General features: G+C 71.3%; 13 protein-coding genes. All 13 read left to right on the top strand.

The window, feature by feature from the left end; genetic code table 11:
- The first annotated feature begins 60 nt into the window (after positions 1-60).
- The 13 genes from AB0D12_RS30825 to AB0D12_RS30765 all read left to right on the top strand — a co-directional run bounded on the left by AB0D12_RS30825 (position 61) and on the right by AB0D12_RS30765 (position 24,088).
- Positions 61-1,599, top strand: coding sequence for a 3' terminal RNA ribose 2'-O-methyltransferase Hen1 (locus tag AB0D12_RS30825; RefSeq protein ID WP_362689963.1), 1,539 nt, complete (start codon positions 61-63; stop codon positions 1,597-1,599).
- Positions 1,596-4,151 (top strand): polynucleotide kinase-phosphatase, encoded by a 2,556-nt coding sequence (locus AB0D12_RS30820; protein WP_362689960.1) that lies wholly within the window; start codon positions 1,596-1,598, stop codon positions 4,149-4,151. The genes AB0D12_RS30825 and AB0D12_RS30820 overlap by 4 nt, the downstream gene beginning before the upstream one ends.
- A 208-nt stretch (positions 4,152-4,359) precedes the next feature.
- Complete coding sequence (locus tag AB0D12_RS30815; protein WP_362689957.1) at positions 4,360-5,088, top strand: Crp/Fnr family transcriptional regulator; 729 nt, start codon at positions 4,360-4,362, stop codon at positions 5,086-5,088.
- A gap of 75 nt (positions 5,089-5,163) precedes the next feature.
- Entirely contained in the window at positions 5,164-6,060 is an 897-nt protein-coding gene (locus tag AB0D12_RS30810; RefSeq protein WP_362689954.1) for a hypothetical protein, read from the top strand.
- Complete coding sequence (locus tag AB0D12_RS30805; RefSeq protein ID WP_362689951.1) at positions 6,057-8,354, top strand: hypothetical protein; 2,298 nt, start codon at positions 6,057-6,059, stop codon at positions 8,352-8,354. The genes AB0D12_RS30810 and AB0D12_RS30805 overlap by 4 nt, the downstream gene beginning before the upstream one ends.
- Positions 8,351-9,667 carry a hypothetical protein gene (locus AB0D12_RS30800; protein ID WP_362689948.1) on the top strand — a complete coding sequence of 439 codons (1,317 nt, stop codon included), beginning with the start codon at positions 8,351-8,353 and terminating at the stop codon, positions 9,665-9,667. The genes AB0D12_RS30805 and AB0D12_RS30800 overlap by 4 nt, the downstream gene beginning before the upstream one ends.
- A gap of 56 nt (positions 9,668-9,723) precedes the next feature.
- The gene (locus tag AB0D12_RS30795; protein WP_362689945.1) at positions 9,724-10,170 is read left to right on the top strand and encodes a Pycsar system effector family protein; all 447 of its coding nucleotides are present in this window, start codon (positions 9,724-9,726) and stop codon (positions 10,168-10,170) included.
- Positions 10,171-10,176: 6 nt separating this feature from the next.
- Positions 10,177-12,582 carry a vWA domain-containing protein gene (locus AB0D12_RS30790; RefSeq protein ID WP_362689943.1) on the top strand — a complete coding sequence of 802 codons (2,406 nt, stop codon included), beginning with the start codon at positions 10,177-10,179 and terminating at the stop codon, positions 12,580-12,582.
- Between the two features lie 41 nt (positions 12,583-12,623).
- Positions 12,624-16,046: a tubulin-like doman-containing protein gene (locus AB0D12_RS30785; protein WP_362689940.1), complete on the top strand. Its 3,423-nt coding sequence runs from the start codon at positions 12,624-12,626 to the stop codon at positions 16,044-16,046.
- An 8-nt stretch (positions 16,047-16,054) separates the two neighbouring features.
- Positions 16,055-18,646 (top strand): hypothetical protein, encoded by a 2,592-nt coding sequence (locus AB0D12_RS30780; RefSeq protein ID WP_362689937.1) that lies wholly within the window; start codon positions 16,055-16,057, stop codon positions 18,644-18,646.
- A complete protein-coding gene (locus AB0D12_RS30775; protein ID WP_362689935.1) occupies positions 18,643-20,769 on the top strand; it encodes a hypothetical protein in 2,127 nt (708 codons plus the stop codon). Before AB0D12_RS30780 ends, AB0D12_RS30775 begins: the two co-directional genes overlap by 4 nt.
- Positions 20,769-22,802: a hypothetical protein gene (locus AB0D12_RS30770; protein WP_362689932.1), complete on the top strand. Its 2,034-nt coding sequence runs from the start codon at positions 20,769-20,771 to the stop codon at positions 22,800-22,802. Before AB0D12_RS30775 ends, AB0D12_RS30770 begins: the two co-directional genes overlap by 1 nt.
- A gap of 53 nt (positions 22,803-22,855) precedes the next feature.
- Positions 22,856-24,088 carry an arginine deiminase gene (locus tag AB0D12_RS30765; RefSeq protein WP_362689929.1) on the top strand — a complete coding sequence of 411 codons (1,233 nt, stop codon included), beginning with the start codon at positions 22,856-22,858 and terminating at the stop codon, positions 24,086-24,088.
- Positions 24,089-24,139 lie beyond the last annotated feature (51 nt).

The following is a 24,139-nucleotide window of genomic DNA, read 5'->3' as shown; positions in this document are numbered from 1 at the left end:
CGTCCTAGCAGGTCACAGCCGTTTCAGCCCGTATAAGCGAAGGTCAAAGAGGTACGTCGGATGTTCCTGACGATCAGTACGACCGGTACCCCCGAACGTCCCGCCACCGACCTCGGCTTTCTGCTGCACAAGCATCCCGACAAGGCGCAGACGTTCTCCACCTCGCACGGCACGGCGCATGTCTTCTACCCCGAGGCGTCCGCCGAACGCTGCACGTCCGCGCTGCTGCTGGAGGTGGATCCGGTGGCGCTGGTGCGGCGCGGCAAGGGCAAGGGCCGCGGTGGCGCGCCGGATTCGGCGCTCGCGCAGTACGTCAACGACCGGCCGTACGCCGCGTCTTCGCTGCTGGCCGTCGCGTTGAGCGCCGTGTTCAAGAGCGCCCTGCGGGGTGTGTGCGCCGCGCTGCCCGGGCGAGCCGAGGAGCCGATGCAACTGCGCGTCGAGGTGCCCGCGCTGCCCGCGCGCGGTGGCGCCGAGCTGGTCCGAAAGCTCTTCGGGCCGCTGGGCTGGGCCTCGGTCGAGGCGGAGCCGGTGGCTCTGGACGCGCAGTTCCCCGAATGGGGCGACTCCCGCTACGTACAGCTGGTGCTAGAAGGGGAGCTGCGGCTGGCCGACGCGCTGCGGCAGTTGTACGTCCTGCTGCCGGTGCTCGACGACGCCAAGCACTACTGGGTCGCGCCCGACGAGGTGGACAAGCTGCTGCGGGCGGGCGAGGGCTGGCTGGCCGAGCACCCCGAGCAGAAGCTGATCACCAGCCGCTATCTGTCGCGCCGCTGGGGGCTGACCCGGCAGGCGATGGAACGTCTTGAGCTGGTGCGGCTGGCCGAGGCCGACGACCTCGAGGTCGAGGACGTGGACAACGCCGTGGACGAGACGACGGACACCGAGGAGAAGCCGGTGCCGCTCGCCGAGCAGCGGCGGGACGCGATTCTTGAGGCGCTGCGCACGGCCGGGGCGAGCCGGGTACTCGACCTGGGCTGCGGGCAGGGCCAGTTGGTGCAGGCGCTGCTCAAGGATGTGCGCTTCACCGAGATCGTCGGGGTGGACGTGTCCGTGCGGGCGCTCACCATCGCGGGGCGCCGGCTGAAGCTGGACCGGATGGGTGAGCGGCAGGCCGCGCGCGTCAAGCTGCTGCAGGGTTCGCTCACGTACACCGACAAGCGGCTCGGCGGGTACGACGCCGCCGTGCTGAGTGAGGTCATCGAACACCTCGATCTGCCGCGGCTGCCCGCGCTGGAGTACGCGGTGTTCGGGTCCGCCCGGCCGCAGACCGTGGTCGTGACAACGCCGAACGTCGAGTACAACGTCCGCTGGGAGACGCTGCCCGCCGGGCATGTGCGCCACGGCGACCACCGCTTCGAGTGGACGCGCGCGGAATTCCGCTCCTGGGCGCATGCCGTCGGCGAACGGGACGGCTACGGCGTCGAGTTCGTCGCCGTGGGGCCCGACGACCCCGAGGTGGGGCCGCCCACCCAGATGGCTGTCTTCACCAGGAGCGACGAGACTGAGAAGACCAAGAACACCGGCAGGACCCGCAACACCGGCAAGAACCGGAACACCGGCAAGACCGAGGCCGAGAAGGAGGCGAAGGCCGCATGACCAGCACCACTCCGACCACCGCGCCGGCGAAGCGCACGCTCCCGGTGACCGACCTGTCCCTCGTCGTCCTCATCGGAGCCACCGGCTCCGGCAAGTCCACCTTCGCCCGTAAGCACTTCAAGCCCACCGAGGTCATCTCCTCCGACTTCTGCCGCGGGCTCGTCGCCGACGACGAGAACGACCAGAGCGCGAGCGGTGCCGCGTTCGAGGTACTGCACTACATCGCGGGCAAGCGGCTCGCGGCCGGGCGGCTGACCGTCGTCGACGCCACCAGCGTGCAGCCCGAGAGCCGCCGGCAGCTTGTGCAGCTGGCGCGCCAGTACGACGTGCTGCCCATCGCGATCGTCCTCGACATGCCGGAAGAGGTCTGCGCCGAACGCAACGCCGCACGCCCCGACCGGGCCGGGATGCCCCGCCATGTCATCCAGCGCCACCGGCGCGAACTGCGCCGCTCGCTGCGCGGACTGGAGCGCGAGGGCTTCCGCAAGGTGCACATCCTGCGCAGCGTGGAGGAGGTCGAGAGCGCCGAGGTCGTCCTCGAGCGCCGCTACAACGACCTCAGGCACCTCACCGGCCCCTTCGACATCATCGGCGACATCCATGGCTGCCGCTCCGAGCTGGAGACCCTGCTCGCCAAGCTCGGCTACCAGGACGGTGTTCATCCCGAAGGGCGCACGGCGGTCTTCGTCGGCGACCTCGTCGACCGGGGACCCGACAGCCCCGGTGTGCTGCGCCGCGTGATGAGCATGGTCGCCGACGGCAGTGCCCTGTGCGTGCCCGGCAACCACGAGAACAAGCTCGGACGCTGGCTCAAGGGCAGGAACGTCCAGCACACGCACGGACTCGCCGAGACCATCGAGCAGCTGGAGAAGGAGGACGACGCTTTCCGCGAGCAGGTGCGGGAGTTCATCGACGGACTCGTCAGCCACTACGTACTCGACGACGGCAAGCTCGTGGTCTGCCACGCCGGTCTGCCGGAGAAGTACCACGGGCGCACCTCGGGACGGGTCCGCTCACACGCGCTGTACGGCGACACGACCGGCGAGACCGACGAGTTCGGCCTGCCCGTGCGCTACCCGTGGGCGGAGGACTACCGAGGACGGGCAGCCGTCGTCTACGGGCACACACCAGTGCCCAGCACCTCGTGGATCAACAACACCATCTGCCTGGACACCGGAGCGGTCTTCGGCGGCAGGATGACCGCGCTGCGCTGGCCGGAGCGCGAGCTCGTCGACGTACCGGCCGAGAAGGTCTGGTACGAGCCGGCCAAGCCGCTCACCACCGAGGCGCCGGGCGGCCGCGAGGGCCGTCCCCTGGACCTCGCCGATGTGCACGGCCGGCGGGTCGTGGAGACCCGGCACATGGCGCGTATCGGTGTGCGCGAGGAGAACGCCGCGGCGGCGCTCGAGGTCATGAGCCGTTTCGCCGTCGACCCGCGACTGCTCGCCTACCTTCCGCCGACCATGTCGCCGACCGCGACATCGAAGGAGCCCGGATACCTGGAGCACCCGGCCGAGGCCTTCGCCCAGTACCGGGCGGACGGCATCGCCAAGGTCGTGTGCGAGGAGAAGCACATGGGCTCGCGGGCGGTGGCGCTCGTCTGCCGCGACGCCGTGGCCGCGCGCGAGCGGTTCGGGGTCGACGGCCCCACCGGCGCGCTGAACACCCGTACCGGACGGCCCTTCTTCGACGACCAGTCCGTCACCGAGGCGGTCCTCGACCGGTTGCGTACGGCTGTCACCGCGGCCGGCCTGTGGGACGAGTTCGACACGGAGTGGCTGCTGCTCGACGCCGAGCTGATGCCCTGGTCGCTCAAGGCGGCCGGACTGCTGCGCTCGCAGTACGCGGCGGTCGGCGCCGCGTCCGGCGCCGTCTTCCCCGGTGCCACGGCGGCTCTCGAGGCTGCCGTCGGGCGCGGCGTCGATGTGGACGGACTCCTGGCCGAGCAGCGTGAACGCGCCGCCGACGCCGCCGCGTTCACCGACGCGTACCGGCGCTACTGCTGGACGACCGAGGGGCTGAAGGGGGTGCGTCTCGCTCCGTTCCAGATCCTCGCGGTACAGGGGCGTTCGCTCGCCGCCGTACCGCACGACGAGCAACTGGCGTGGCTGGACCGGCTGGTGGAGCATGACCCGACCGGCCTGCTCCAGGTCACCCGGCGTCTCGTCGTCGAGACCGGCGACGAGGCCTCGGTCGGCGCCGGTGTCGACTGGTGGCTGGAGATGACCGGCAGAGGCGGCGAGGGCATGGTCGTCAAGCCGCTCCAGGCACTCGCGCGCGACGAGAAGGGCCGACTGGTGCAGCCGGGCATCAAGGTCCGCGGCCGCGAATACCTGCGGATCATCTACGGCCCCGAATACACCCGCCCGGAGAACCTGGAGCGGCTGCGCAACCGGTTCCTCAACCACAAGCGCTCGCTGGCGCTGCGGGAGTACGCGCTGGGGCTCGAAGCCCTGGACCGGCTGGCCGACGGCGAGCCGCTGTGGCGGATTCATGAAGCGGTCTTCGCGGTGCTCGCACTGGAGTCGGAGCCGGTTGACCCGCGGCTGTAAAAGGGGCGCACAGGTGCGGTTGAGGGGGCGCACGGTTTGTTCTCGTTGACGTCTGTCTCGACGAGCACCTAGCGTTTTCACCCCACCGCCTGACGACTTCAAGCCATCGATTCTGGTGCTGAGGGCGCCACGTGACGTGGGAGGAAGAGCACACCGGCAGATCGCGTGGTCCCCCGGAAAGGGCCAGATGGATCGTTGTGGGGGAACGATGAGTCTGTTCGGCCAGGACCGCTCGTTCCTCGACGCCCTCACCCTTCAGGACCGCCGTGCGCTGCTCGGTGCGGGTGCACCGCGGGCGTACGAACCCGGTGACGTGATGATCCGCGAACGCGACACAACGACGTATGTGCTGGCGCTGCTCTCCGGATGGGCCGTTGTCTCGGTCGAGACGGAGCGCAGCGCCCGGCTCATACTCGCCCTGCGCGGTGCGGGGGAGGTCGTGGGCGATCTCGCCGCCGTCGATCAGGGGCCGCGCAGCGCCACCGTCACCGCACTCGGCCGGGTGGAGGCGGTGGCCGTGTCCGGAGTCCGGTTCAGGGGCTTCCTGGCCGCCAGGCCGCACGCCACCTCGCTGATCATGCGCCAGCTGAGCACGCGGCTGCGCAGCGCGGACATCGAGCGCCGTTCCCTCGCCTCCGGCACCGTGCTGCAGCGGCTCGCCGCCCGGCTGGTGGAGCTCGCCGAGCGGGCCGGCCGCCGCGGCGACGACGGCACCGTGCTGCAACTCCCGCTGCCGCAACACGACTTGGCGGCAGCCATAGGAGCGACCCGAGAGGCGGTCGCCAAGGCGCTCCGCCTGCTGCGGGAGCAGGACGTGGTCCGTACGGCCAACCGCCGGGTGATCGTCACCGATATGCAGGTGCTGCTCCTCCTCGCCCAGGGCCGCGGGCAGCCACCCGGGACACAGCCACCCGAGAAATCTCCGCCGGCTGTGTAAACCGCTACATCGCCGGCCGCCGCGCGCGCCCAGAGTTGACCTGTCACCAAGCGCCACAGCACGCAGGGAGTCCTAGTGAGCAGTGCGGGAGCCGTCCACAGACTGGTGATCTTCGGAGACGCCTGTGGATCGGGGAAGTTGGGTCTGGAAGCCAAGAAGCGGATGCGCTCCGCCATGTACGAGGCGTTCTCCGAGGCGCACGCGTCCGTCGGTATCGAGCCGGGACGGGTCCACCAGGAGGACAGGGGAGACGGCATTCTCGTGGCCCTGCGGCCCGAGGTGCCGCCGACCCTCATGGTCGGCCGGTGGGTCGACACCCTGTACGAGAGCTTGCGGGAACTCAACAACGGCATCGCACGGCCACTGCGCTTACGCGTCGGTATGAACGCCGGCCTCGTCCTCGACGACGGCAAGGGCCTCGTGGGACGTGCGGTGGATCTTGCCTGCCGACTCTGCGACAGCCCCACGGCGAAGCAGATCATGACCACCGCCGACAAGGCCGACCTGCTGATCGTGGTCTCCGACTGGCTGTACGTGAACGTGGTCGCCGAGGGTGGGCGCTACGTCGAACCGGGTCACTACCGCCAGGCGCCGGTCCAGTACAAGGAGACCGACGAGACCGCCTGGTTCCACATACCCCGCTGGCCCGAGCCGCCGCTCGGCGACCGGGCGGCGGAGCAGACCGGCGGTGGGCCGGTGAAGGGGGACGGCCCACCGCCACCTACGCCCGGCGGCCGGACACCCGGCGACCCGGTTCCGGGCGCCCCGTCGCCGGTGGATCAGGGCTACGCGGATCAGGACTACGCGGATCAGGACTACGCGGATCAGGACTACGCGGATCAGGACTACGCGAATCAGTACAACGCCCAGGGAGACATGCAGATCTTCAAGGGCAATGAGATCCGCGGCGGATTCACCGGCATCAACAAGGGCCGGGACCGCTCCGCCCGCGGCGAGGGAGGCGACGCATGAGCGACCAGGACGACTCCCCACCGCAGGACGAGAAGAACGAGGAACCGCAGTCACCGCCGGCCTCCGGTTCGGAGAACAGCGGTACCGACACAGCGGAGCAGCAGCCCGAGGCCAACCCCTTCGAGCAGGCCGGACGCAACCCGCTGGGCGGCTCGGGCGGCACCGGTGGCGCCGGCACCGCACACGCCGCGCGCCGCACCTTCGCGCCGGGCCGCGCCGAACGCACCTATGAGATCCGCGGCGACGGCCAGGTATTCGAAGGCAACTACTTCATAGGTCAGTTCGGCCCCGACAGCAGCCCGCCCGTGGTCCAGGGCTCGGTCCCGCTGGAGGCGCTGAAGCACCTCGCCGACGTCTACTGCGAGGCCTCCGGCTACCACCGGATGAAGCAACTCCTGCGTACGGACGGGCTTCTGGTGCTGTGCGGCGAATCCGGGAGCGGCCGCAAGGCCACTGCCCTCGCCCTGCTCTCCGAACTGGCGGACAATCAAGTGACCCGGCTGGATCCGAGCCACGCGGTGCACGAGATCACCGAGCAGATGATCGAAGCCGGGGCCGGCCATCTCCTGGAGCTGCCGCCGGACGACGGACGCCGGGAGCCCGAGCGCCGCCGGGGCGAGACCGGCAAGGAGCCCCGCAGGCCCAGCCGCCTCTCCGAGCTCCACCTCGACAGGTTCAGCGAACTGCTGCGCAAATCCCATGCGTACGGAGTGGTGCTGGTCGAGAGCGGAGACCTGGCCGACCGGCTGCTCAGCGGCCGCTACGGCATGTACTGCCCGCCCGCACCCGCCGAAGAGGTGCTCCACCGTCATCTGCGGGTGCTGCTGAAGGGCGAGCCCGAAGGCGCTCTCGACAGTGCGCGGGCGCTCGCCGGGCGTTCCGATGTCACCGAGGCCCTCGGCCTCGACGAACTGCGGCCCCGCGAGGCCGCACGGCTCGCCGACCATCTGGCCCGCCGCCAGAAGGGGGAGCTGACGGACGAGCAACTGCTCGACGACTGCGCCACTTTCGTCCGGGCACAGGCGCGGGCGTGGTTCGCCGGAGCCGACCGGCCCGGCATGCTTCCCGAGGCACTGCCGACGCTGAGCGCCGCCGCCTTCCGGATCGCCGTGGCCGTGTTCAACGGCTCCGCCTACAGCCTTACCGCGGAAGCCGCCGAACTGCTCGCGTGGGAGCTGGCGGTGACCCTGGACCCGGAACAGCCCGTGGGGCGCCGGCTCTTCGGTACGCACGCCGAGATCCGCCCGATGGTCGCCCGGTCCGTACTGGAGGACGGCGAGATCGACCTCGGAGACGCCCGGGTCCCGATGCGCGCCATCCGGTTCCAGGGCGAGAGCCTGGCCACGGCCGTGCTCCGCGAGGTGTGGCACGGCTACCACAATGTCCGCGGCCCCATGGCGCGCTGGCTGCGGATCCTGTGCGACGACCCGCGCCCCGAGGTATGGGTGCGCGCCTCCATCGCGGCAGGTGTTCTCTGCTCCTGGGACTGGATCTACGGATTCGGTGAACTGGTGCGCCCCATGGCCGCACTGGACAACCCCGTACCGCAGATGGCCGCGGCGACGGCGCTCGCCGAGGCGGCGCGCGACCCGAAGGTGCAGCCGGCGGTCAAGTCGCTGGTGAAGGAGTGGGCGAAGAGCGACGACGACGCGCTGCTTGCCACCGCCGTGCTGGCCCACGGCTATGTCCTGCCGGCCGGCTCGGTCAGCGCCTCGCTCGACGCGCTGGTCAGTGTGGTGCGCAGGCAGGAGGACGACGACGTCGACGTGCTCGGCACGGCCTCGTTCAGCGTTATGCGGCTGCTTGCCTCCGGTGAGCCGGAGACGGTGACCGGCCGGCTCGCCGACTGGCTGAAGGACGGGCGCCGGAAGCTTGCCAATCTTGTGCTGATCTCCATGATCGGGACGCTCACGATGCGCACCACCTACCTCTGGGGTCTGAGGGAGGTCCCGGAACTCGAGCCGTACGACGCACAGCCGCTGCTCGTCGCGCTGCTGGCGACCCGGCCGCAGCTCGCGCCGGAGCTGGCGGCCCTGCTGCGGCACACCCTCGCCACCGCCCGCGCCGGCGAGACGGCGCTCGACGAGCTGGGCAGCCTGCTGCGCCGGGCCTCCCGCAACGAGGAAGCACTCCGGCTGGTCTGTGACTTTCTGCCGCTGCTCGCCGAACAGCGCAGGGACCGCGACCGGCTGCGAAGTCTGCTGGAGGACCTCGTCAGAGACCGCGACAGGCCACTGAACAAGGCCGCGGCCAGCCGGATGTGGGACGCCGTGGGAGAAGGAGCCGATCGATGACCACTCCCGGGGCCGACGAGGGGCCGGAGGCGGCACAGCACCGCCAAGGGCAGCAGCGGCAAGGACAGCAGCACCAAGGGCAGCAGCGCCAACAACGGCAGATGCAGCAGCCTGGGCAGAACTGGGCGCAGGAACGGGAACTTCGCCAACAGCAGCGCCCGGAGCAGGAAAGGGAACAGCACCGGGAGCGTCCGAAAGGGCCGCTCGTACGGGAGTGCTCGCCGCCGTACAAACGCCGGAGCGGCCAGATCGCCGCGGTGGTGATGTACGGAAACGGCGGGCACAGCGTGGTGTGGCCGGAGCGCCGCGAGAACCACCAGAGACAGTGGCTCAGCCGGGCGTACACCGTGTTCGAGGTGCTGCTCGGCCGGAACGTCACCGAATTCGACCTCCGGCTGCCCGCCGCCGGCGACGGAGTCTTCTTCGACGCGTCGGCGAAGGTGCACTGGGAGGTCACCGACCCGTATCTGGTGGTCACCCAACGGGTCTGGGACGTAGCCGAGTTGCTGCACGACGAACTCCTCGACGGGCTGCGCGCGGTATCGCGGCGCTTCGCACTCACCGAGGCACAGCGCGCCGACGAGGCGGTGCGCGACGAACTGGGCGCGGGCCGGCTGGCCCTGGGCCGCGATCTCGGCCTGCGCACCCGTGTCCATGTCTTCATCGATCTGAGCAAGGTGGTCCAGAGGAAGGTCCAGCAGCGGCACGAGGTCGATCTGGACATGGCCAAGGACGAGCGCATGGCGGAGGCCCAGCGGCGCAAGGACGCCCATGAACGGCGGCTGGTCGCCGATCGGGCGCGTGAACTGGAGATCCTGCTGCGGAGCGGCGAAGAGGCCGAAATCGCCCACCACATGGCGCAGAACCCGGACAAGCAGTGGGAGATCCGTCGCGCGATCCGGCAGGAGCGGCGTGAGGGCCAGGCCGACTTCCTCACGGTGTTCAACCGGCTCATCGACACCGGGGTCCTGGAGCGCCATGACATCGGAGAGCCGATGTACGAGGTGCTGCAGTACCTGCGGGAAAGCACCGGTGGCGTGCTCGGTGGCGTCGTCGACCGGGTGCTGCCCCAGCGCGGGCCGCAGCGACCCGCGCTCGGGGAAGCGCCCGCGCGACCGGAGCCGGACCGGCCCTCCTGGGACGCGGAGGGAGCGAGCGCGGGCGGCCGCCCGGCCCGGAGCGACGACCCGCCGCATGTGTACGAACCGACCCGGGTCGAATCCGCGGCGGAACGGGACCCGGACGAGCGCCGGCCGTCCCGGCCCCGTACGTCCAGGCCCAGTGAGGCATTCGACGACTGGGACGACGAATGAGCTCCGGCGCCTTACGGCCAGGACCGGACCGGCCCGGACAGGAGGATGTCCGCTTCATGGCGGAGCGTCTGCTCATGTCGGTCCGCGAGGACATCGGCAGGGCCGACACGAAAGCGGCGATCCTGCTCTCCGGCGCCGTCGCCTTCCTCGCCGTCATCCTCTCCCAGGGATCCACTCCGCTGCCCGAATCGCGCTCCACACCGGCGCTTCTTGTTGTGGGCGGCCTGTTCTGGGGTGCCGGAGTGCTGATGCTCGTCGCCGTGATCCTGCCGCGCACCAGGATCGGCGCCGACCGCACCCTGCTGCGCGACCTGGCGACCCGCGCCTCTTCGGAACAACTGCTGGCCCGCCTCGCCTCAGCGGGCGAGGACGTCACCGGCTGGCTGCTGGACCAGGCGAGCGTGCACGGAGCGGTGCTCGCCGCGAAATACCGGTGGCTGCGCATGGGCGTGTGTTCCCTCGCGCTCGGCGCGCTACTGACCCTCTTCAGCGAACTGTGGTGAGAGACGATGCACCTGAGAAGCAAGGCGGGCGCCCTGGTGATGGCCGGCGCGCTGCTGGCCCTGTCCGGGCCGCTCACGGCGCCCGCGACGGCGACGGCGACGGGGAGCGCCCGCGCCCCGGCGCCCGCCACCGAGGGCCCGGACCCGATCGACTTCGCCGCGGTCGTCGACCAGTCGAAGAGTCTCTCCGACAAGGATCTGACACGCGAGGTGGAAGCCGCCGCGCTGCTGAGCCAGGGTGAGATCTCGGAGCGCTCCCGCGCCGCCGTCATCGGGTTCGGCAGCTCCGAGAAGGCGGGACAGACAGCGGTGCGGGAGGTCTGCGGACTGACCGTGGCCGACGCCGCGGGACGGCAGCGCCTGAGCGACTGCGTACAGGAGCTGTCCCGCCGGGATCCGCGGCGGACCGGTCCGGGAACCGACTTCCCGGCCGCCCTGAGCCAGGCCGTCGACCGGCTGTCCGAGAGCAACAAAGCCACCCCGAAGGTGGTCTTCCTGCTCACCGACGGCAAACTGGATGTGCGTGACAGCCCGGAGTACGGCACCGACGCCGCCAGCCGCCAGGCCAACGGCGCCAAACGGCTGACCGAGGCGCTCGCCCGCGCCCGCCGCGAATCCGTCCAGGTCTGGCCGCTCGGTTTCGGGAGCGAGATAGACCGGGCGGCCCTGACCGAGATGGCCGAGGGCGGCTACCGCAACGGCTGCGCCGATCTGCCCGGCGCCACCCCGCGGATGCGGGTGGTGGACAGCTCGGCGCAGATCGACAAGGCGCTGCAGGAGACCTTCGCCGCGGCACGCTGCGCCCAGATCGCACACGGCACGGTCGGAAAGCCGCCGGCCGATCTGACGGTGACGATCCCGCCGATCGCCACCGACGGATCGATCACGGTCGGCAAACACGACCCCAAGGTGTCGGTCACCTACTACGACCCCAGTGGCCGCAAGGTGCCCACACAAGGGGCGTTCGACGGCTCGACCTTCGAAGTCAGCGGCCAGGACGGTCCGGTCGAGGCGCTGCGCGTGAAGAATCCACTGCCCGGCCGCTGGCGGGTCCGGGTCGAGGCACCGGAGGGCCACCGGGACCGTGAGGTCGCCGTCCGCGCCATCTGGCAGGGCCGGCTGCGCTCCGTCGTGACCCTGGACCCCGCCGCGCCGCGTGCCGGAGAGCAGGCCGTGGTCGAGATCCGGATGCAGACCAGGCGCGGTGTCGTGCTCACGGACCCGCGCCAGCTGGCCGGTGTCAAGGTCTCCGCGCGGCTGTCAGGAAGCGGATTCGCCCCGGTCACCGTGCGGCTGGCGGACGACGGCCGGGCACCGGACCAGCGGGCCGAGGACGTGCGCTTCACGGGCACGCTCACCGTGCCGGCCGGCGCATCGGGAGACCTCGAACTCACCACGCAGATGGCCGCACCCGGGGTCACCGCCGACCACCGTCCCCTGCACGCCCGAGTCACCTCGGGCACTCCGCCCGTCACAGCGGGGTTGACGGTCGACCGGGCCACCGTGCACCCCGGCGCCACCGTCGGCGGCACCCTGGACATCACCAACAACGACAGTGGACCGCACACACTGCGGCTGGCCCTCGACGACCAGGCGCCCGGCTCCGCACTGCGGATCAGCCCTGCCACCGTCACGGCGGCCCCGGGCGAGCGCACCCGCGCCAGGTTCACTCTCTCGCTCGGTCCCGGCACTCCGCTCGGCGAGGTGGGAGGAAGCATCACCGTCGTCGACACGGGCGACGACGGGCGCGTGCTGGACACCTCCTTCCTCGAACTCCGGGTCGAGGCGCCGCCCACCTGGTGGGACCGCTGGTGGGGAGCGGTGATCGGCGGCGCCGCACTGGTGCTGCTGCTCGCGGCCTTCGCCGTCGTACGGCTCGGAGCCCGCAGGCGGCGCCGCGATCTCGTCGGCGTACAGCTGGAGTTGAGCACGGAGGGCAGATCGCTCGACGAGCTCACCATACGTTCGGGGCAGAGCACCGGCGGCGAATTCCACTTCACCGTGGACCGGGCCACGGGCGCCGCTCCCTCGCTCCAGCGCAGCACCCCCGGAGCGCCCGCCTCCCACCGGCTGCGCCGCACCGGGGCGGGCGAGCTCCTGCTCCGCCCGCACCAGGGGCGCGAACACGCCGTACGCGCGGGGGAGTCGACCGGCATCGCCGACGGCCTGGAACTCGTCGTACGCGACCGGCGCGGCCCGGCCGGCCGGCCGTCGCGCGGCGAGCGCGGTCGCACCTGGCCCGGCCGCGCCCGGGGCGGGCGGACCGGCGACGACGCGGGCACACGATCGCGTGGCCGCTGGTCCCGGCCCAACCGCGGCAACGATGCGGCCGACCGCCCCCGCCCGGGCGGTGACCCGGCCGACACCGGAGAACAGACGGCCGGTACGCGCCGGTTCGACCCCAATTTCTGAGTCACGACGGGCCCGTCGTAGGACGGCTCAAGGGAGACGAGATGAAGATCTACCAGCCCATGCTCTTCGTCGGCCTGGGCGGAACCGGCGGTCGGATCGGCGCCGAGCTGGAACGCGGACTGCGCCGGGAGCTGTGCGGCCCCGACGGCACCAAACTGGTCGCCGCCGGCCGGCGCGCACCGTTCCAGCTGCCGGACTACCTGCAGTTCGTCTACGCGGACTTCAGTGAGTCGGAGCTCGACCGGCTTCCGCAGTTCAGCGCCAAGGGCACGGAGGCCGCCGCGTATGCCCGTACCTCACGCGTCATCCACGATCTGCTGCCCACCGGCTACGACAGCTCTCCGGAGGTGACCCGCATGCTGCGGGTCGCCCTGCACGAGGAGACCCACGGCTGGCTGCCGCCGCAGGAACGGCAGCCGCGCGTGGCCCCGCTGCACAACGGTGCCGGGCAGCTTCCGACGGTGGGCCGGGCCGCGCTCTTCGCCACGCTGCGCAGCGGCCTGGAGCCGGTACTGCGGCAACTGCGCGCGGCCATCAGCACCATCAGCAACTCCGCGGGTGATCTCCGCGACCTGGGCGGACGGCAGATCCACGGCTGCGATGTGTTCGTGGCGTTCTCGGTGGCCGGAGGCACCGGAGCCGGCATCTACTACGACTTCATCCATCTCATCGGGCACGAGTTCCGCAAGTCCAAGGTGCCCGGGGTGAAGATCTACCCGCTGGTGGTCATGCCGTCGGCCTTCACACCCGAGGCGGGCGGCGGACGCGAGGCCGAGCTGAACTCCGCCCGCGCGCTGGTGGACCTCGCCCGGCTGGTGGACGACCAGAACGTGCCCGATGCCCGGAACGACTTCGGCGATGTGAAACAGCGCGGCTCGATCAGCGTGCACTATCCCGTGGACGGGGTTGTCGCACTGCGCCCGTCGACCGTGCAGACCGCGTTCCTCTTCAGCAGGCCGGCGGTCATCAGGCCGGAGGACCTGCGCCGCTCCATCACCGCGATGGTGATGTCGCTCATCGGCACGGAGCTGGGCGAGGAGAGCGGCCAGGGGCGCACCGAGGACGACTACCAGTCGTTCGCGGCCAGCTTCGTCAACAAGAGCGTGGAGCGCTCCACTCCGGCCCGCTCCGGCATCGGCTATCGCGGAATGTCCACCAGCCTGGCCGCCTCACTGACGGTACCCGTGGACGACCTCGCCGAGATCGTCGCCGGCCGGCTGCTCGCCCAGGCGGTCCACGGGATGGCCGAGGATGCCAGACGCCCCCGTGACGACGGCGCCGAACGGGTCCAGGAGCTCTTCGAGCGATCGGGCATCGGCCGGCTGTGGACCCGGGAGGCCCCGGAGATCCCGGTCCCCGATCCGCTGCCCAAGGGGAACAACAAGATCGGCCAGGCGCTGCGCGACCGGATCGGTGACATGGAGGACCGGCTCGGCCGGCTCGGCCGTGAGCTGGACCGGGAGATCCCGCGGCTGGTCGAGGACTTCAAGCCACAAACCGGCGCACGCGAACTCCTGGGCCTGATCGGACCGTTCCAGCTCGAACGGACACTGGCCGGGCTGCACGGCCATCCGCAGCGGGCCGCCGAGGCCGGGTTCGCGGGAATGCTGGAGAACCGGAAGAACGATCCGGAACGGCCGGACGGCGTCCAGCCCTCCGCCCCGCAGATCCCGCGGATCAAGGGGGGAGTGGGCGGGCTCGTGCCGGCCCGCTGGGGGGACCCGGACGTCCAGGAGGCCGTGATCGAGCAGGACCACTGGTACCGCTGGCGGGCCAACCGGCTGTGGCACCGCGGCTGGAAGGAACAGGAATCCCGGTGGCGGCCACCTATGGCCCGCGCCATCAAGGAGATCGGCGAGCTCGCCAGGGCGTTGCGCGCGCACGAGGAGGACGAGCGCAAGCTGTTCATGGAACGCCGCAAGGAGCTCTACCGCGACGACCGCACCGGAGTCTCCTATCTGCTGCCGCCACAGAACAACCTCAGGGCCTTCTACGACGAAGTCTTCGACCGCCTCGTCCAGCACGAGGGGCTGCCGGAGAACACGGATCCCGCCGGGCTGCTGGCAAGACTGGTCCAGCCGGAGGACTGGCAGCGTGCGCTGGAGGCCGTACGCCGCTCTCCGCGCGCCGCCGTCAAGGAGATCAAGCAGGTCGTCGAGCAGCGGGTGAAGGGGCTCTTCGGAGAGGCGAGTGTGCTCAACGACCGTCCCCTGCTGCCCTCGATGGGAGTACTGCTGCGGGCCGCGGCCGGCGACGAGGACGCCGAGGCCACCGTGGACAGCCGCTGGCTGGAGCAGTTCCGCTCGCAGCTGGCGGGACTGCTGCCGGTCGGCTTCACCCCGGACGGCAGCGGTCCGCTGAAGGTCCTCATCGTGCACCCGGCGAGCGAGGCGGACGGACGTGCCGAACAGTTCCTGAAGCAGGAGCTGAATCTGCCGCGCGACCCTCAGGCGACCCAGGAGTACCGGGCCGTGGACACCGAGTCCATCACGGTGGTGCTGTTCCGCAGCGGGATGAGCCTCACCGATGTCTCCGAGGTACGGCATGTGCTCAGGCTCTGGTCGGAGGCGCGGGACGCGGCGGGAGTGGACGACTTCCTGCACTGGCGGCAGCGGCTGGGCCACCGCGACGACTGGCTGGCCAGCACGGAGGACGACCGGCAGCGGATTCTGCACCGGATCCTCTGCGCGATGTGGAACGGGCGCGTCGACTTCGAGGGTCCGGCCACATCGCCCGAGTTGATACGGATCCGGCTCCAGGAGGGCGACTCGGCCACCATGACCCTGCGGCTGGAGGCCTTCGACGGCTCCGTCTCCAGCTGGGCCGGGCTGCTGGCGGCGTACGAGCGGTGGGCGCTGCTGGACGAGGGGCAGATCATCGAGGACTTCTGCGACCGGCTGATGCGCACCCAGCCGACCGGGCTCGCCACCACTCCCGTACCTGCGTCGAAGCTCTTCAAGACGCTCGTTCACGACGTGGCTCCGCAGCAGATCGCGCTCCTGGACGAGCTCTCCGGGCGGTACGGGGATGAGGACGAGGAGTGGCTCGTACCCCTGCGGCACTTCTGGGAGAAGACCCTCAAGGGAGCCCTGGAGATGCGCTTCCCGGGTGCGTCCCGGCCCACCAGGCCCTCGCTGTGGGCGCTGGACCAGCGGTATGCGCGGGGGGCAGGAGCGGAGCCGGACGCGCGGTCCAACGGCGGGCGCACCACGGGGTCACCGGCACCGGAGTGGCCGGAGCGTGAGAAGCGGGACCACGAGAGGCCGCAGCTCGAGAGGCCGGACCCCGAGAAGCCGGAGTGGGAGCGGCCGGAGCGCGAGAGCACAGCACGCGAGAGCTCAGCACGCGAGACGTCAGCACGCGAGACATCGGCACGCGAGACGTCGGAGCACATGTGGTCGGAGCGTGACACGTCGGCGTCTTCGGCGAAGTACCCCTGGGACCGGGAGGGCGGTGAGGAGTGAAGCCGACCGTGACACCCGAACACCGCATTCCCACCCACGCGGTCTGCCTCGACCTGAGGTCCTCGGCCCCGGCGACCGCGGGACGGGACGCGTTGCTCAGCGCCGTGGCCGACGCCCTGGACGAGCCGCAGGCCGGCGACGAGCGGCGCTTCCTCGTCATCGACGACGCGCCCGGTCTCATCACCCATCAACTGCTCTACGAAGAGCTCTACTCGTACGGACCGGCCCAGGTGATCTGCCTGGCCGTCGGTCCGGGCGAGGAGCGGACCCTGCGGCGGCCGCTCACCCTGCGGCCGCCGGCCGCCGGTGTGCTGTGGCTCATCGACGTGTCCGGCGGGTCCGGCGCCAGGGGCAACGGCCGGAGTCCCGGAGCGCACGGAGCCGACGAAGCCCTGCGCCCTCTCGTCGAACTCCTCGTCGTCCCCGCGGTCTTCGACGCCGTTCTGCGGGCGCTCGGGGATGTCGTCCACGGCGTCGCGGTCCCGGCCGTGCGGATCCTGGAACACGATCTGACGGATGACGCCAGGACCAGGTCCTGGCGGCAGGCGTTGGAGAGTCTGGTCGGCCAGGAAGTCCCCGCCCCCGTCCTGGGCGACACTCTCCCCGCCGAACTGGCGCTCCTGCTCGGCGACTCCGTACCCCGGAACCTGGAGGGCCGTGCCTGGCTGCTGCCCGGCGGCCGGGCCGAGGCACGGCACCGGGAGTGCGGGGCGGCGCTGCGCCACGCGGTGGACGGCTATGAGCACGTACGGAGCTGGGCCGGGCTGTTCACGACGGCCGCGGAAGCCGACCTGCCGGGCCGCCTCGAACGCCTCTCGGCGGCACTGGCCGGTTACCAGGAGACGATTGCCGGGGCGCTCTCGGACGGCGGCGGAGTGCGGCTGACCCCGGAGCAGCGCGGCCGGCTGGTGGAGCGCGGAATCGACCTGCCGGAGATCCCCGAGGTCTCCCGCAGCAGTGTCGGACCCGGTCTGCGCGGCTTCACGGAGAGCCTGATCGCCAAGCGGCTTCCGCTGCGTTCGGTCGCCGCGCGGCTCGCGGCACTGTCGGACCGGTCCGCTCCGGCCGGCAGCGCGGCCAGGCTCGCGCGGCTCGACGAGATCTGCGACCGGGACTATCTGACGCATCTGACCTCGCCCGTACCCTTCACGGCGGGCGGCTCCGGGCGCATCGCGGCCGTCGTGGCCTTTCTGCTGGCATTCGCCGCCGGCCTGTGGCCGGGACTCGGCTGGGTGCTGGGGCCGGCCACCGGGCCGGCCGGGGCGGCACTCGCCGTATTCATGCTGCGCCGCCGGCCCAGCCGTTCACCCGACGGCAGGCTCGACGGAGGGGGGAGCACGGGGGCGGCGCCTCGTCTGTTCGGCGGGCTGGCGGGCGGCGTGGCCGGGGCGGGAACCGGGCAGTTCCTCGGGCTTCCCTCGTGGGCCGGTGCGGCCTCCCTGGTGCTCTCGCTCGCCCTGTTGGTGCTGTTGGCGCTGCGCCACTGGAGCGCGGCCGTCGACTCCTGGTGGAGCCGGATGGACGCGGAGTTCGCAGCCCAGCTGGTGCGGGACGTCGATCAGCTGCTGATCGAAACGGCCGTCCACGACTGGCTGTTCGCGGATGCCCGCTACCACTGCTCGGACGGTGCCAGAGCTGTCTCTCTGCTGCTGCGGGGTCTCGCCGATACGGCGGAGCGGCACACTCCGGGCGGCTCGCAGCCGTCCGGAACGCGCCGCGAGGAAGCGCCGGGAGCCGGCCCGGTGCCGGTGCCGGTGCCTTCGGCAGAAGCGGAGCCGGCGGCCGAGCACTGGAGCTGGGACAGCTGGGGCGACAGCGCCGCCGGTGACGGATGGCTCGACGCCGCACCGGCGCCCGACCTCACGGGTGCACCGGAGCCGTCCGGCCGCCCTGTGGACCCTGTGGAACCCGTCGATTCCTTCGAGTCCTTCGAACGCGCTCACACGGCGGAGACGGCGGAGGCGCCGGCCGGCGAGGAGCAACCGGCCAACGACACCTGGCAGTTCGAGGTGGCCGCCGATCCGGCCTGGCTGGAACGGGAGCGCGGCGACGGCGGCCCCGCACTGGTCGACACGCTCGTCTCGGATCTCATGGACGGAGTGGCCCGCATCGTCGAGCCCTGCTGGGGAGCCGTCGAGCAGGACCCGTCGGGCGCGGGCCGGATGCAGCTGGACCGGCCGATGGGCGAGCTGCTCGACGAGGTGCACGCACGGCTGCAGCGCGACGGAGCGGCCTCGCCGCCGCCTTTTGCTCCGCACCCCGAACGGCGCCCGGGCGCTGCCCAGTTGCTCGGCGTCTCCGCGGACCGGGTGGCCTGGCTCCTCGGGCCGGGCAGCGCGGGCGAGCAGGCCGTGCCGCTGTGCGGCGCCGAGCACCGGCGGATGCTGTCCAAGGATCCGGTGGCGGTACGGCAGGTGCGGTTCGTGCCGGAGGCGATGCGCCGTGGCGCGGAGCAGGACGAGAACCAGGACAGCTGGCGCGGTGCGGCCGAGGACGTGGTGTGGACGGCGACCGGCCGGCACGCCGGGGTGCTGCGGCTCGTACCGCTGCGTGCCGAGACCGTCCGTACCGTCAGGGGAGAGGAGGGCGGTGCGCCGTGACCGAACCGGGAAGTGGCGCGTACTCCGCATCGGCGGAGTGGTCCGAGGTGCTGGAATTCCTCACCCACAAGGAGGATCCCGTCGGGTTCGCGGCCCGGTTCGGGCCGGACCGGCGGCTGCCCGGGCGGCCGTCCCTGGTCGCCCGCAAGGTGACACTCGGCGCGGGGTGGCCGGTGCACCAGTACCGGCTTCCGGCGTCGGGCCAGGCGGATCCGCAGGCGTACGGCACGCTGGAGCGGGAAGTGGCCGCGGCCGTCGCCCTGGAGCGGAGGTACGGCTCCGAGCGGTACGGCGAAGTGTTCACGCGGATGATCGGCTTCGATCTGGAGGCTCCTGAGCCCTTCATCCTCTACCGGATCCACGGCGGTGAGCCGATCAGTGCCCGGCGCGGCGCCCTTACCGTGGACGAGCAGCACCAGGTGCTCGCCCAACTCGCCCTGGCGGTACGGCTGCTGGAGGACGTGGGGCTCGTGCACCGGGCCATCGCGCCGGAGACCGTCAGCTGGGACGGCACCCATGTGCGGCTCACCGAGCCGTACGGCGCGCTGCGCACCGGGGAGCCCAGGGGCGCGTTCGGTGCGGCGCCGTGGGCGTCGCCGGAGCAGCGCGAAGGCAGGGGAGGGGCCGACGCCAGGGACGATCTGTGGGCCGTCGCCCAGCTGATGTACTTCCTGCTCTCCGGACGGGCGGACCAGGGCACGGGCCCGCCTGCCGACCTCGCCGACTTCCGTCGGCTGGCCGCGCTCGACCACGGCGGTGTGTTCGCTCCGCTGGCGGCCGACAGGCCCACACCGACGGAACTGATGCGGCTGCTCAATGTCACCGACCCGCTTGTCTCGGCACCCGGAGTCAACGATCCGCTCGGCCGGGCGCGTGCCGACTTCGACGCCCAACTCGGCCGCAAGAGACGAGAGCTGGGTCTCGACCGGCCGGTGGAGGAGGGGACCGCACCGACGCCCGGGCCCACTCGCCGCTCGCTGCGCTCCTTGCTGGGAGCCGTACCTCCGCCGAACGGGGCCGCCCCCCGATCCATCGAAGAGCCCGCGCAGGAGCCGCCGGCGTCCCCACGCCCCCGGCTGTGCCCGCACTGCCTGCTCCCGGTCACCTTCGACGAGAGCATGCTTCTCACCATCTCCCCCAAGGGCGACCGCATCCCGCTCGATCTCAGTAAGGAACACCGCCCCGCGCACCGGCAGGACGCGCTGCGCCAGGCGTTCCACCGCTGCCCGCACGCCGACGGGGACAGGTCGCACGAACTGCCCGTCCCGTATCTCACCAACGGTGAGCCTCTCTCCATCGCCCTGGTGGGCAGCTCGGCCGTGGGCAAGACGCATCTGCTGGCCGCGATGCTCGGCGAGATCGAGCAGGGCGGACTCGAGCCGTACGGACTCAAGTGCCTGCCGCTCAACCCGGCTTCGCACCGTACGTTCCTGCGGGAGCGGGTGCAGGGCCTGCAACAGGGGAAGCAGCTGGCCAGCACCGGCCAGCAGACCTTCGCGCGCTTCGCCGACGGTCTCCTGGTCTCCGGGCGCGGGGCGACCCGGCCGGTTGTCTTCTTCGACCTCGCAGGCGAGGACCTGGCGGAGGAAGGAGAGGTGACCGGGTTTCTGATGGGCGTCGGTGCCTTCATCTTCGTACTGGATCCGCTGCGCGCGCTGCGGTTGCCGTTCCTCGACCCGGTGCGCGAGCGGAACAAGCTGCGCCGGCGCGATCTGGGCGACGAGGCGTTCACCACCGTCCTCAACCGGATACCGCGGCGCGGGCCGTACATCGACGCACCGGCGGCGGTCGCGGTGAACAAGAGCGACCTGGTGCGGTTCGACCCCTCCGTGGACCGCTGGCTGGGCCGCGCACTACCGACGCGATTCGACGCGGACGCGGTGCGCGCGGAGAGCCGTGACGCCTATGCCTTCGTGTCGCACCACGCCAGCTCCGCCTGGCTGAAACCGTTCGACGACTGTGCCCGCTGCACCCTGCACTTCGTCGCGGCGACAGGCGGCCAGGCGAGGGGCGACGAGTTTCCACACGGTGTCAGACCCCGCCGGGTGCTGGCGCCACTGCTGTCGATCTTTGCCATGTGCGGGCTCCTGCCGGGAGCGGAGCCGAGAGAGGTGGGCGTCTGATGGTCCGGCAAGAGGAGTCGGTGGACCAGATCGTCTTCCGCTGGGACGCCGACAACGCGTCGGGTACCACCGGCTTCGGTCCGGTGGCCTGGTCCTGCGGCCCGGAGCAGGCCGACGGCGTCTTCCGCAGTGCGGCCGCGCTGCTGCGGGCGACCGGCGAGGACACGGTGCCCGCGCTCGTCCGGCTGGAGCGCGACGGCAGCGCGCTGCTGCTGCACCGCACTCCCTGGCGCGATGCGGGCGGGAGTACGAGCACGGTCTGCCATGCGCTGCTCGGATCGTCCCAGGTACTGGACCCCGACACCTGTCTGGGGCTGCACGACTGGTCCTGGGAGGGCAGCGAACTGGCGCTGGGCGAGGTCCGCGGCGCTCTGGACCAGGTGCGCGAGGCGGCGTTGCTGCCCTCGGCCCTCGACGGGCAGCGACGGCTCGCGGCGACCCTGGCCGGAGTGGAGGATGAGCTGACGGGCGCGGTCGCGGAGTTCCTGCGCCATCCCCGTCAGCGCTTCACTCTGCTGGACCGTCAGGGCGGGGACAGCGCCTGCCGGGTGCTCTGGGGCATGGCCGGCATCTTCAGCGGACTCGTCCCGCGAGGCTGGACGTTCGCGACGCACGACACCGCCGAAACGGCGGCGCTGCGCTTCGTTTTCGTACGGACCTGGCCGGGCTCAGCGGCTCAGGACACCCAGCGGCTGCGTACGGATCCGCGGGAGCGCTGCCGGGACCGCGCGGAGGAACTCGCGGCCGAGCTGGTTCGCCACCATCTGCGCGGGGTGGCGCAGGGGGACGGGCGGGAGTTCGAGGTGGACAGGACGCTGCGGACGGTGGCGACGCAGCAGGCGGGGAACGGCGTCGGCGGACGGACGCTGCTGGACGCGGTGGAACGCGTGCTGTCGGTGCTGGACGGCGCCGAACGCGGGCACGGCGGCCGCCGGGCGGAGGAGCATCGTCCGCCGCCATGGGAGGAAGCGCCCGGCCGGGAGTTGCCGGCGCGTGAGCCTTACGACGGGCGGGAGTCGTCGACGCTGTCGACGCGGGACCCGTACGACGGGCGCGAGCCGCACGCGCATACGTATCACCAGCCCCAGCCCCAGCCGCATACGACGCACCAGCATCAGCCGCACACGCAGCAACACCACCAGCCGCACACGCAGCAACACCACCAGCCGCTCCCGGCGCAGCCGCCGCATGCCGGCTCGCCCGTCGCCTCGCGCCCTGCCGAGCCCGACGTCCGGGTCGTCCCGGCGGAGTGGAAGGCCCCGCAGGTGAGCCCGCGTCGGCCGCGTCGGCTGCGTCGGCTGCGCCGGCGCAGTCGGCGGCCGACGGTGGACTACCAGTACCTGCTGACCGTGCTCTCCGCCTTCCCCGAGCGTTACGCCGGCCCCCCGAGCGATGCCAGGGAGCTGGTGCGGGGCGCCGTGGACCGGGACTTGATTCGCGCGCTGCGGGCCGCCATCCACTACGAGGCGGTGACACTCCTGATGGCGGAGATCGCCGAGAGGTGGCCGTACTGGCACCAGAGCCTGCGGCGGGGACTGCGCGACACCGTCCTCGACCTGGGTCTCTTCCTGACGGGTCAGTACGGTCCGGGCGGCGGTGGTCCCGGCGACGAGATCCGGGCCGCCAACGCCGCATCCCTCTACCGCTGGGTGGTACGCCCCCTGCTGGACGACCCACGGCCGAAGGACCGGTTGACCGAGCTGCTGCCACGGCTGAGCACCGGCTCCGACCGGGCCGGCCGGGCCGCGGTCCGGCAGATCGTGGCGGGCGAGCGCCCCGGACTGCCCGAAGCCGCGTGGCTGGCACTGCTCAGGGCGGCAGACGGAGGGTACGAGCCGAGTGTCGTCGTCGGCGCCCACGATGTACGGGCGACGCCACGAAGTCTCCCGGATCAGCCCCCGCCGCCGTCGGCCGCCGCCGCGCGTGAGCCTGCCCGTTCCTCGGCACAGGACGGCCGTCTGGTCGTCCTCGCTCTCGGCGGCGTACTCGTGGTCGCTGTGGTTCTGATCGTGACGCTGATGAGCGTCACGTAGGCAGTCAGGTCGTTCGCCGGGTGAACAGCGCTCCGCGCGGTGAGGATGGGGGCATGGGATTCCATGTCGACTCCGAGACCGGGCTGCTGCGCCAGGTCATACTGCACCGACCAGACCTGGAGCTGAAGCGCCTCACACCCAGTAACAAGGACGCCCTGCTCTTCGACGATGTGCTCTGGGTGCGCCGTGCCCGGCATGAGCACGATGGGTTCGCGGACGTGCTGCGCGACCGCGGGGTGGAGGTGCACCTCTTCGGCGATCTTCTCCGCGAGTCGCTGGAGATCCCGGAGGCCAGAAAGCTCGTGCTGGACCGGGTCTTCGCCGAGAAGGAGTACGGTCCGCTCGCCACCAGCCACCTCAGAGCCGCTTTCGACGAGCTGTCCACGGCCGACCTGGTCGAGGCGCTGGTCGGCGGGATGACCAAGCGGGAGTTCCTCGCCGGTCATCCCGAGCCGACGTCCGTCCGCTTCCATGTGATGGATCTCGACGACTTTCTCCTCCGGCCCCTGCCGAACCATCTCTTCACCCGCGACACCTCCGCCTGGATCTACGACGGCGTCTCCATCAATGCCATGCGCTGGCCGGCCCGGCAGCGTGAGACCGTCCACTTCGAGGCGATCTACAAGCACCATCCGCTCTTCACCGGTCCGCGCGCGGGCGAGTTCCACCACTGGTCGGAGGGGCAGGACGACTACCCCTCCACCATCGAGGGCGGCGACGTCCTGGTCATCGGCAATGGCGCGGTACTGATCGGGATGAGTGAGCGGACCACTCCGCAGGCCGTGGAGATGCTGGCCCGCGGGCTGTTCGCGGCCGGTTCGGCCCGGACCATCGTGGCGCTGGACATGCCCAAGCGACGGGCTCTGATGCACCTCGACACCGTTATGACGATGGTCGACCGCGACACCTTCACCCAGTACGCGGGGCTCGGCATGCTCCGCTCGTACACCATTGAACCGGCCGAAGGCGCTCAAGGGCTCAGGGTCAGCGATCATCCGCCCGAGCAAATGCACAGCGCGATCGCCGCCGCGCTGGGGCTCAAGGAGATCAGAGTCCTCACGCCGACCCAGGACGTCCACTCTGCGGAGCGTGAGCAGTGGGACGACGGCTGCAATGTCCTCGCCGTCGAGCCGGGCGTCGTCGTCGCGTACGAACGCAATGTCACCACCAACACCCATCTGCGCAAGCAGGGCATCGAAGTGATCGAGATCCCCGGCAGTGAACTGGGCCGGGGCAGGGGAGGGCCCCGCTGCATGAGCTGTCCGATCGAACGCGATGCCGTATAGCAATGCAGGCCGTCGTATATACTTCCATGGTCACGTCATCGCATTCGCGAC

The sequence above is a fragment of the Streptomyces sp. NPDC048479 genome, assembly GCF_040651435.1.
GTDB lineage: Bacteria > Actinomycetota > Actinomycetes > Streptomycetales > Streptomycetaceae > Streptomyces.
Note: the sequence above shows the minus strand (reverse complement) of the source record. Positions and strands in the feature narration are given on the sequence as shown.

Coding starts and splice junctions, on each gene's coding strand:
- AB0D12_RS30825 (WP_362689963.1), top strand. CDS start 61: ATGTTCCTGACGATCAGTACGACCGGTACCCCCGAACGTCCCGCCACC.
- AB0D12_RS30820 (WP_362689960.1), top strand. CDS start 1,596: ATGACCAGCACCACTCCGACCACCGCGCCGGCGAAGCGCACGCTCCCG.
- AB0D12_RS30815 (WP_362689957.1), top strand. CDS start 4,360: ATGAGTCTGTTCGGCCAGGACCGCTCGTTCCTCGACGCCCTCACCCTT.
- AB0D12_RS30805 (WP_362689951.1), top strand. CDS start 6,057: ATGAGCGACCAGGACGACTCCCCACCGCAGGACGAGAAGAACGAGGAA.
- AB0D12_RS30800 (WP_362689948.1), top strand. CDS start 8,351: ATGACCACTCCCGGGGCCGACGAGGGGCCGGAGGCGGCACAGCACCGC.
- AB0D12_RS30795 (WP_362689945.1), top strand. CDS start 9,724: ATGGCGGAGCGTCTGCTCATGTCGGTCCGCGAGGACATCGGCAGGGCC.
- AB0D12_RS30790 (WP_362689943.1), top strand. CDS start 10,177: ATGCACCTGAGAAGCAAGGCGGGCGCCCTGGTGATGGCCGGCGCGCTG.
- AB0D12_RS30785 (WP_362689940.1), top strand. CDS start 12,624: ATGAAGATCTACCAGCCCATGCTCTTCGTCGGCCTGGGCGGAACCGGC.
- AB0D12_RS30770 (WP_362689932.1), top strand. CDS start 20,769: ATGGTCCGGCAAGAGGAGTCGGTGGACCAGATCGTCTTCCGCTGGGAC.
- AB0D12_RS30765 (WP_362689929.1), top strand. CDS start 22,856: ATGGGATTCCATGTCGACTCCGAGACCGGGCTGCTGCGCCAGGTCATA.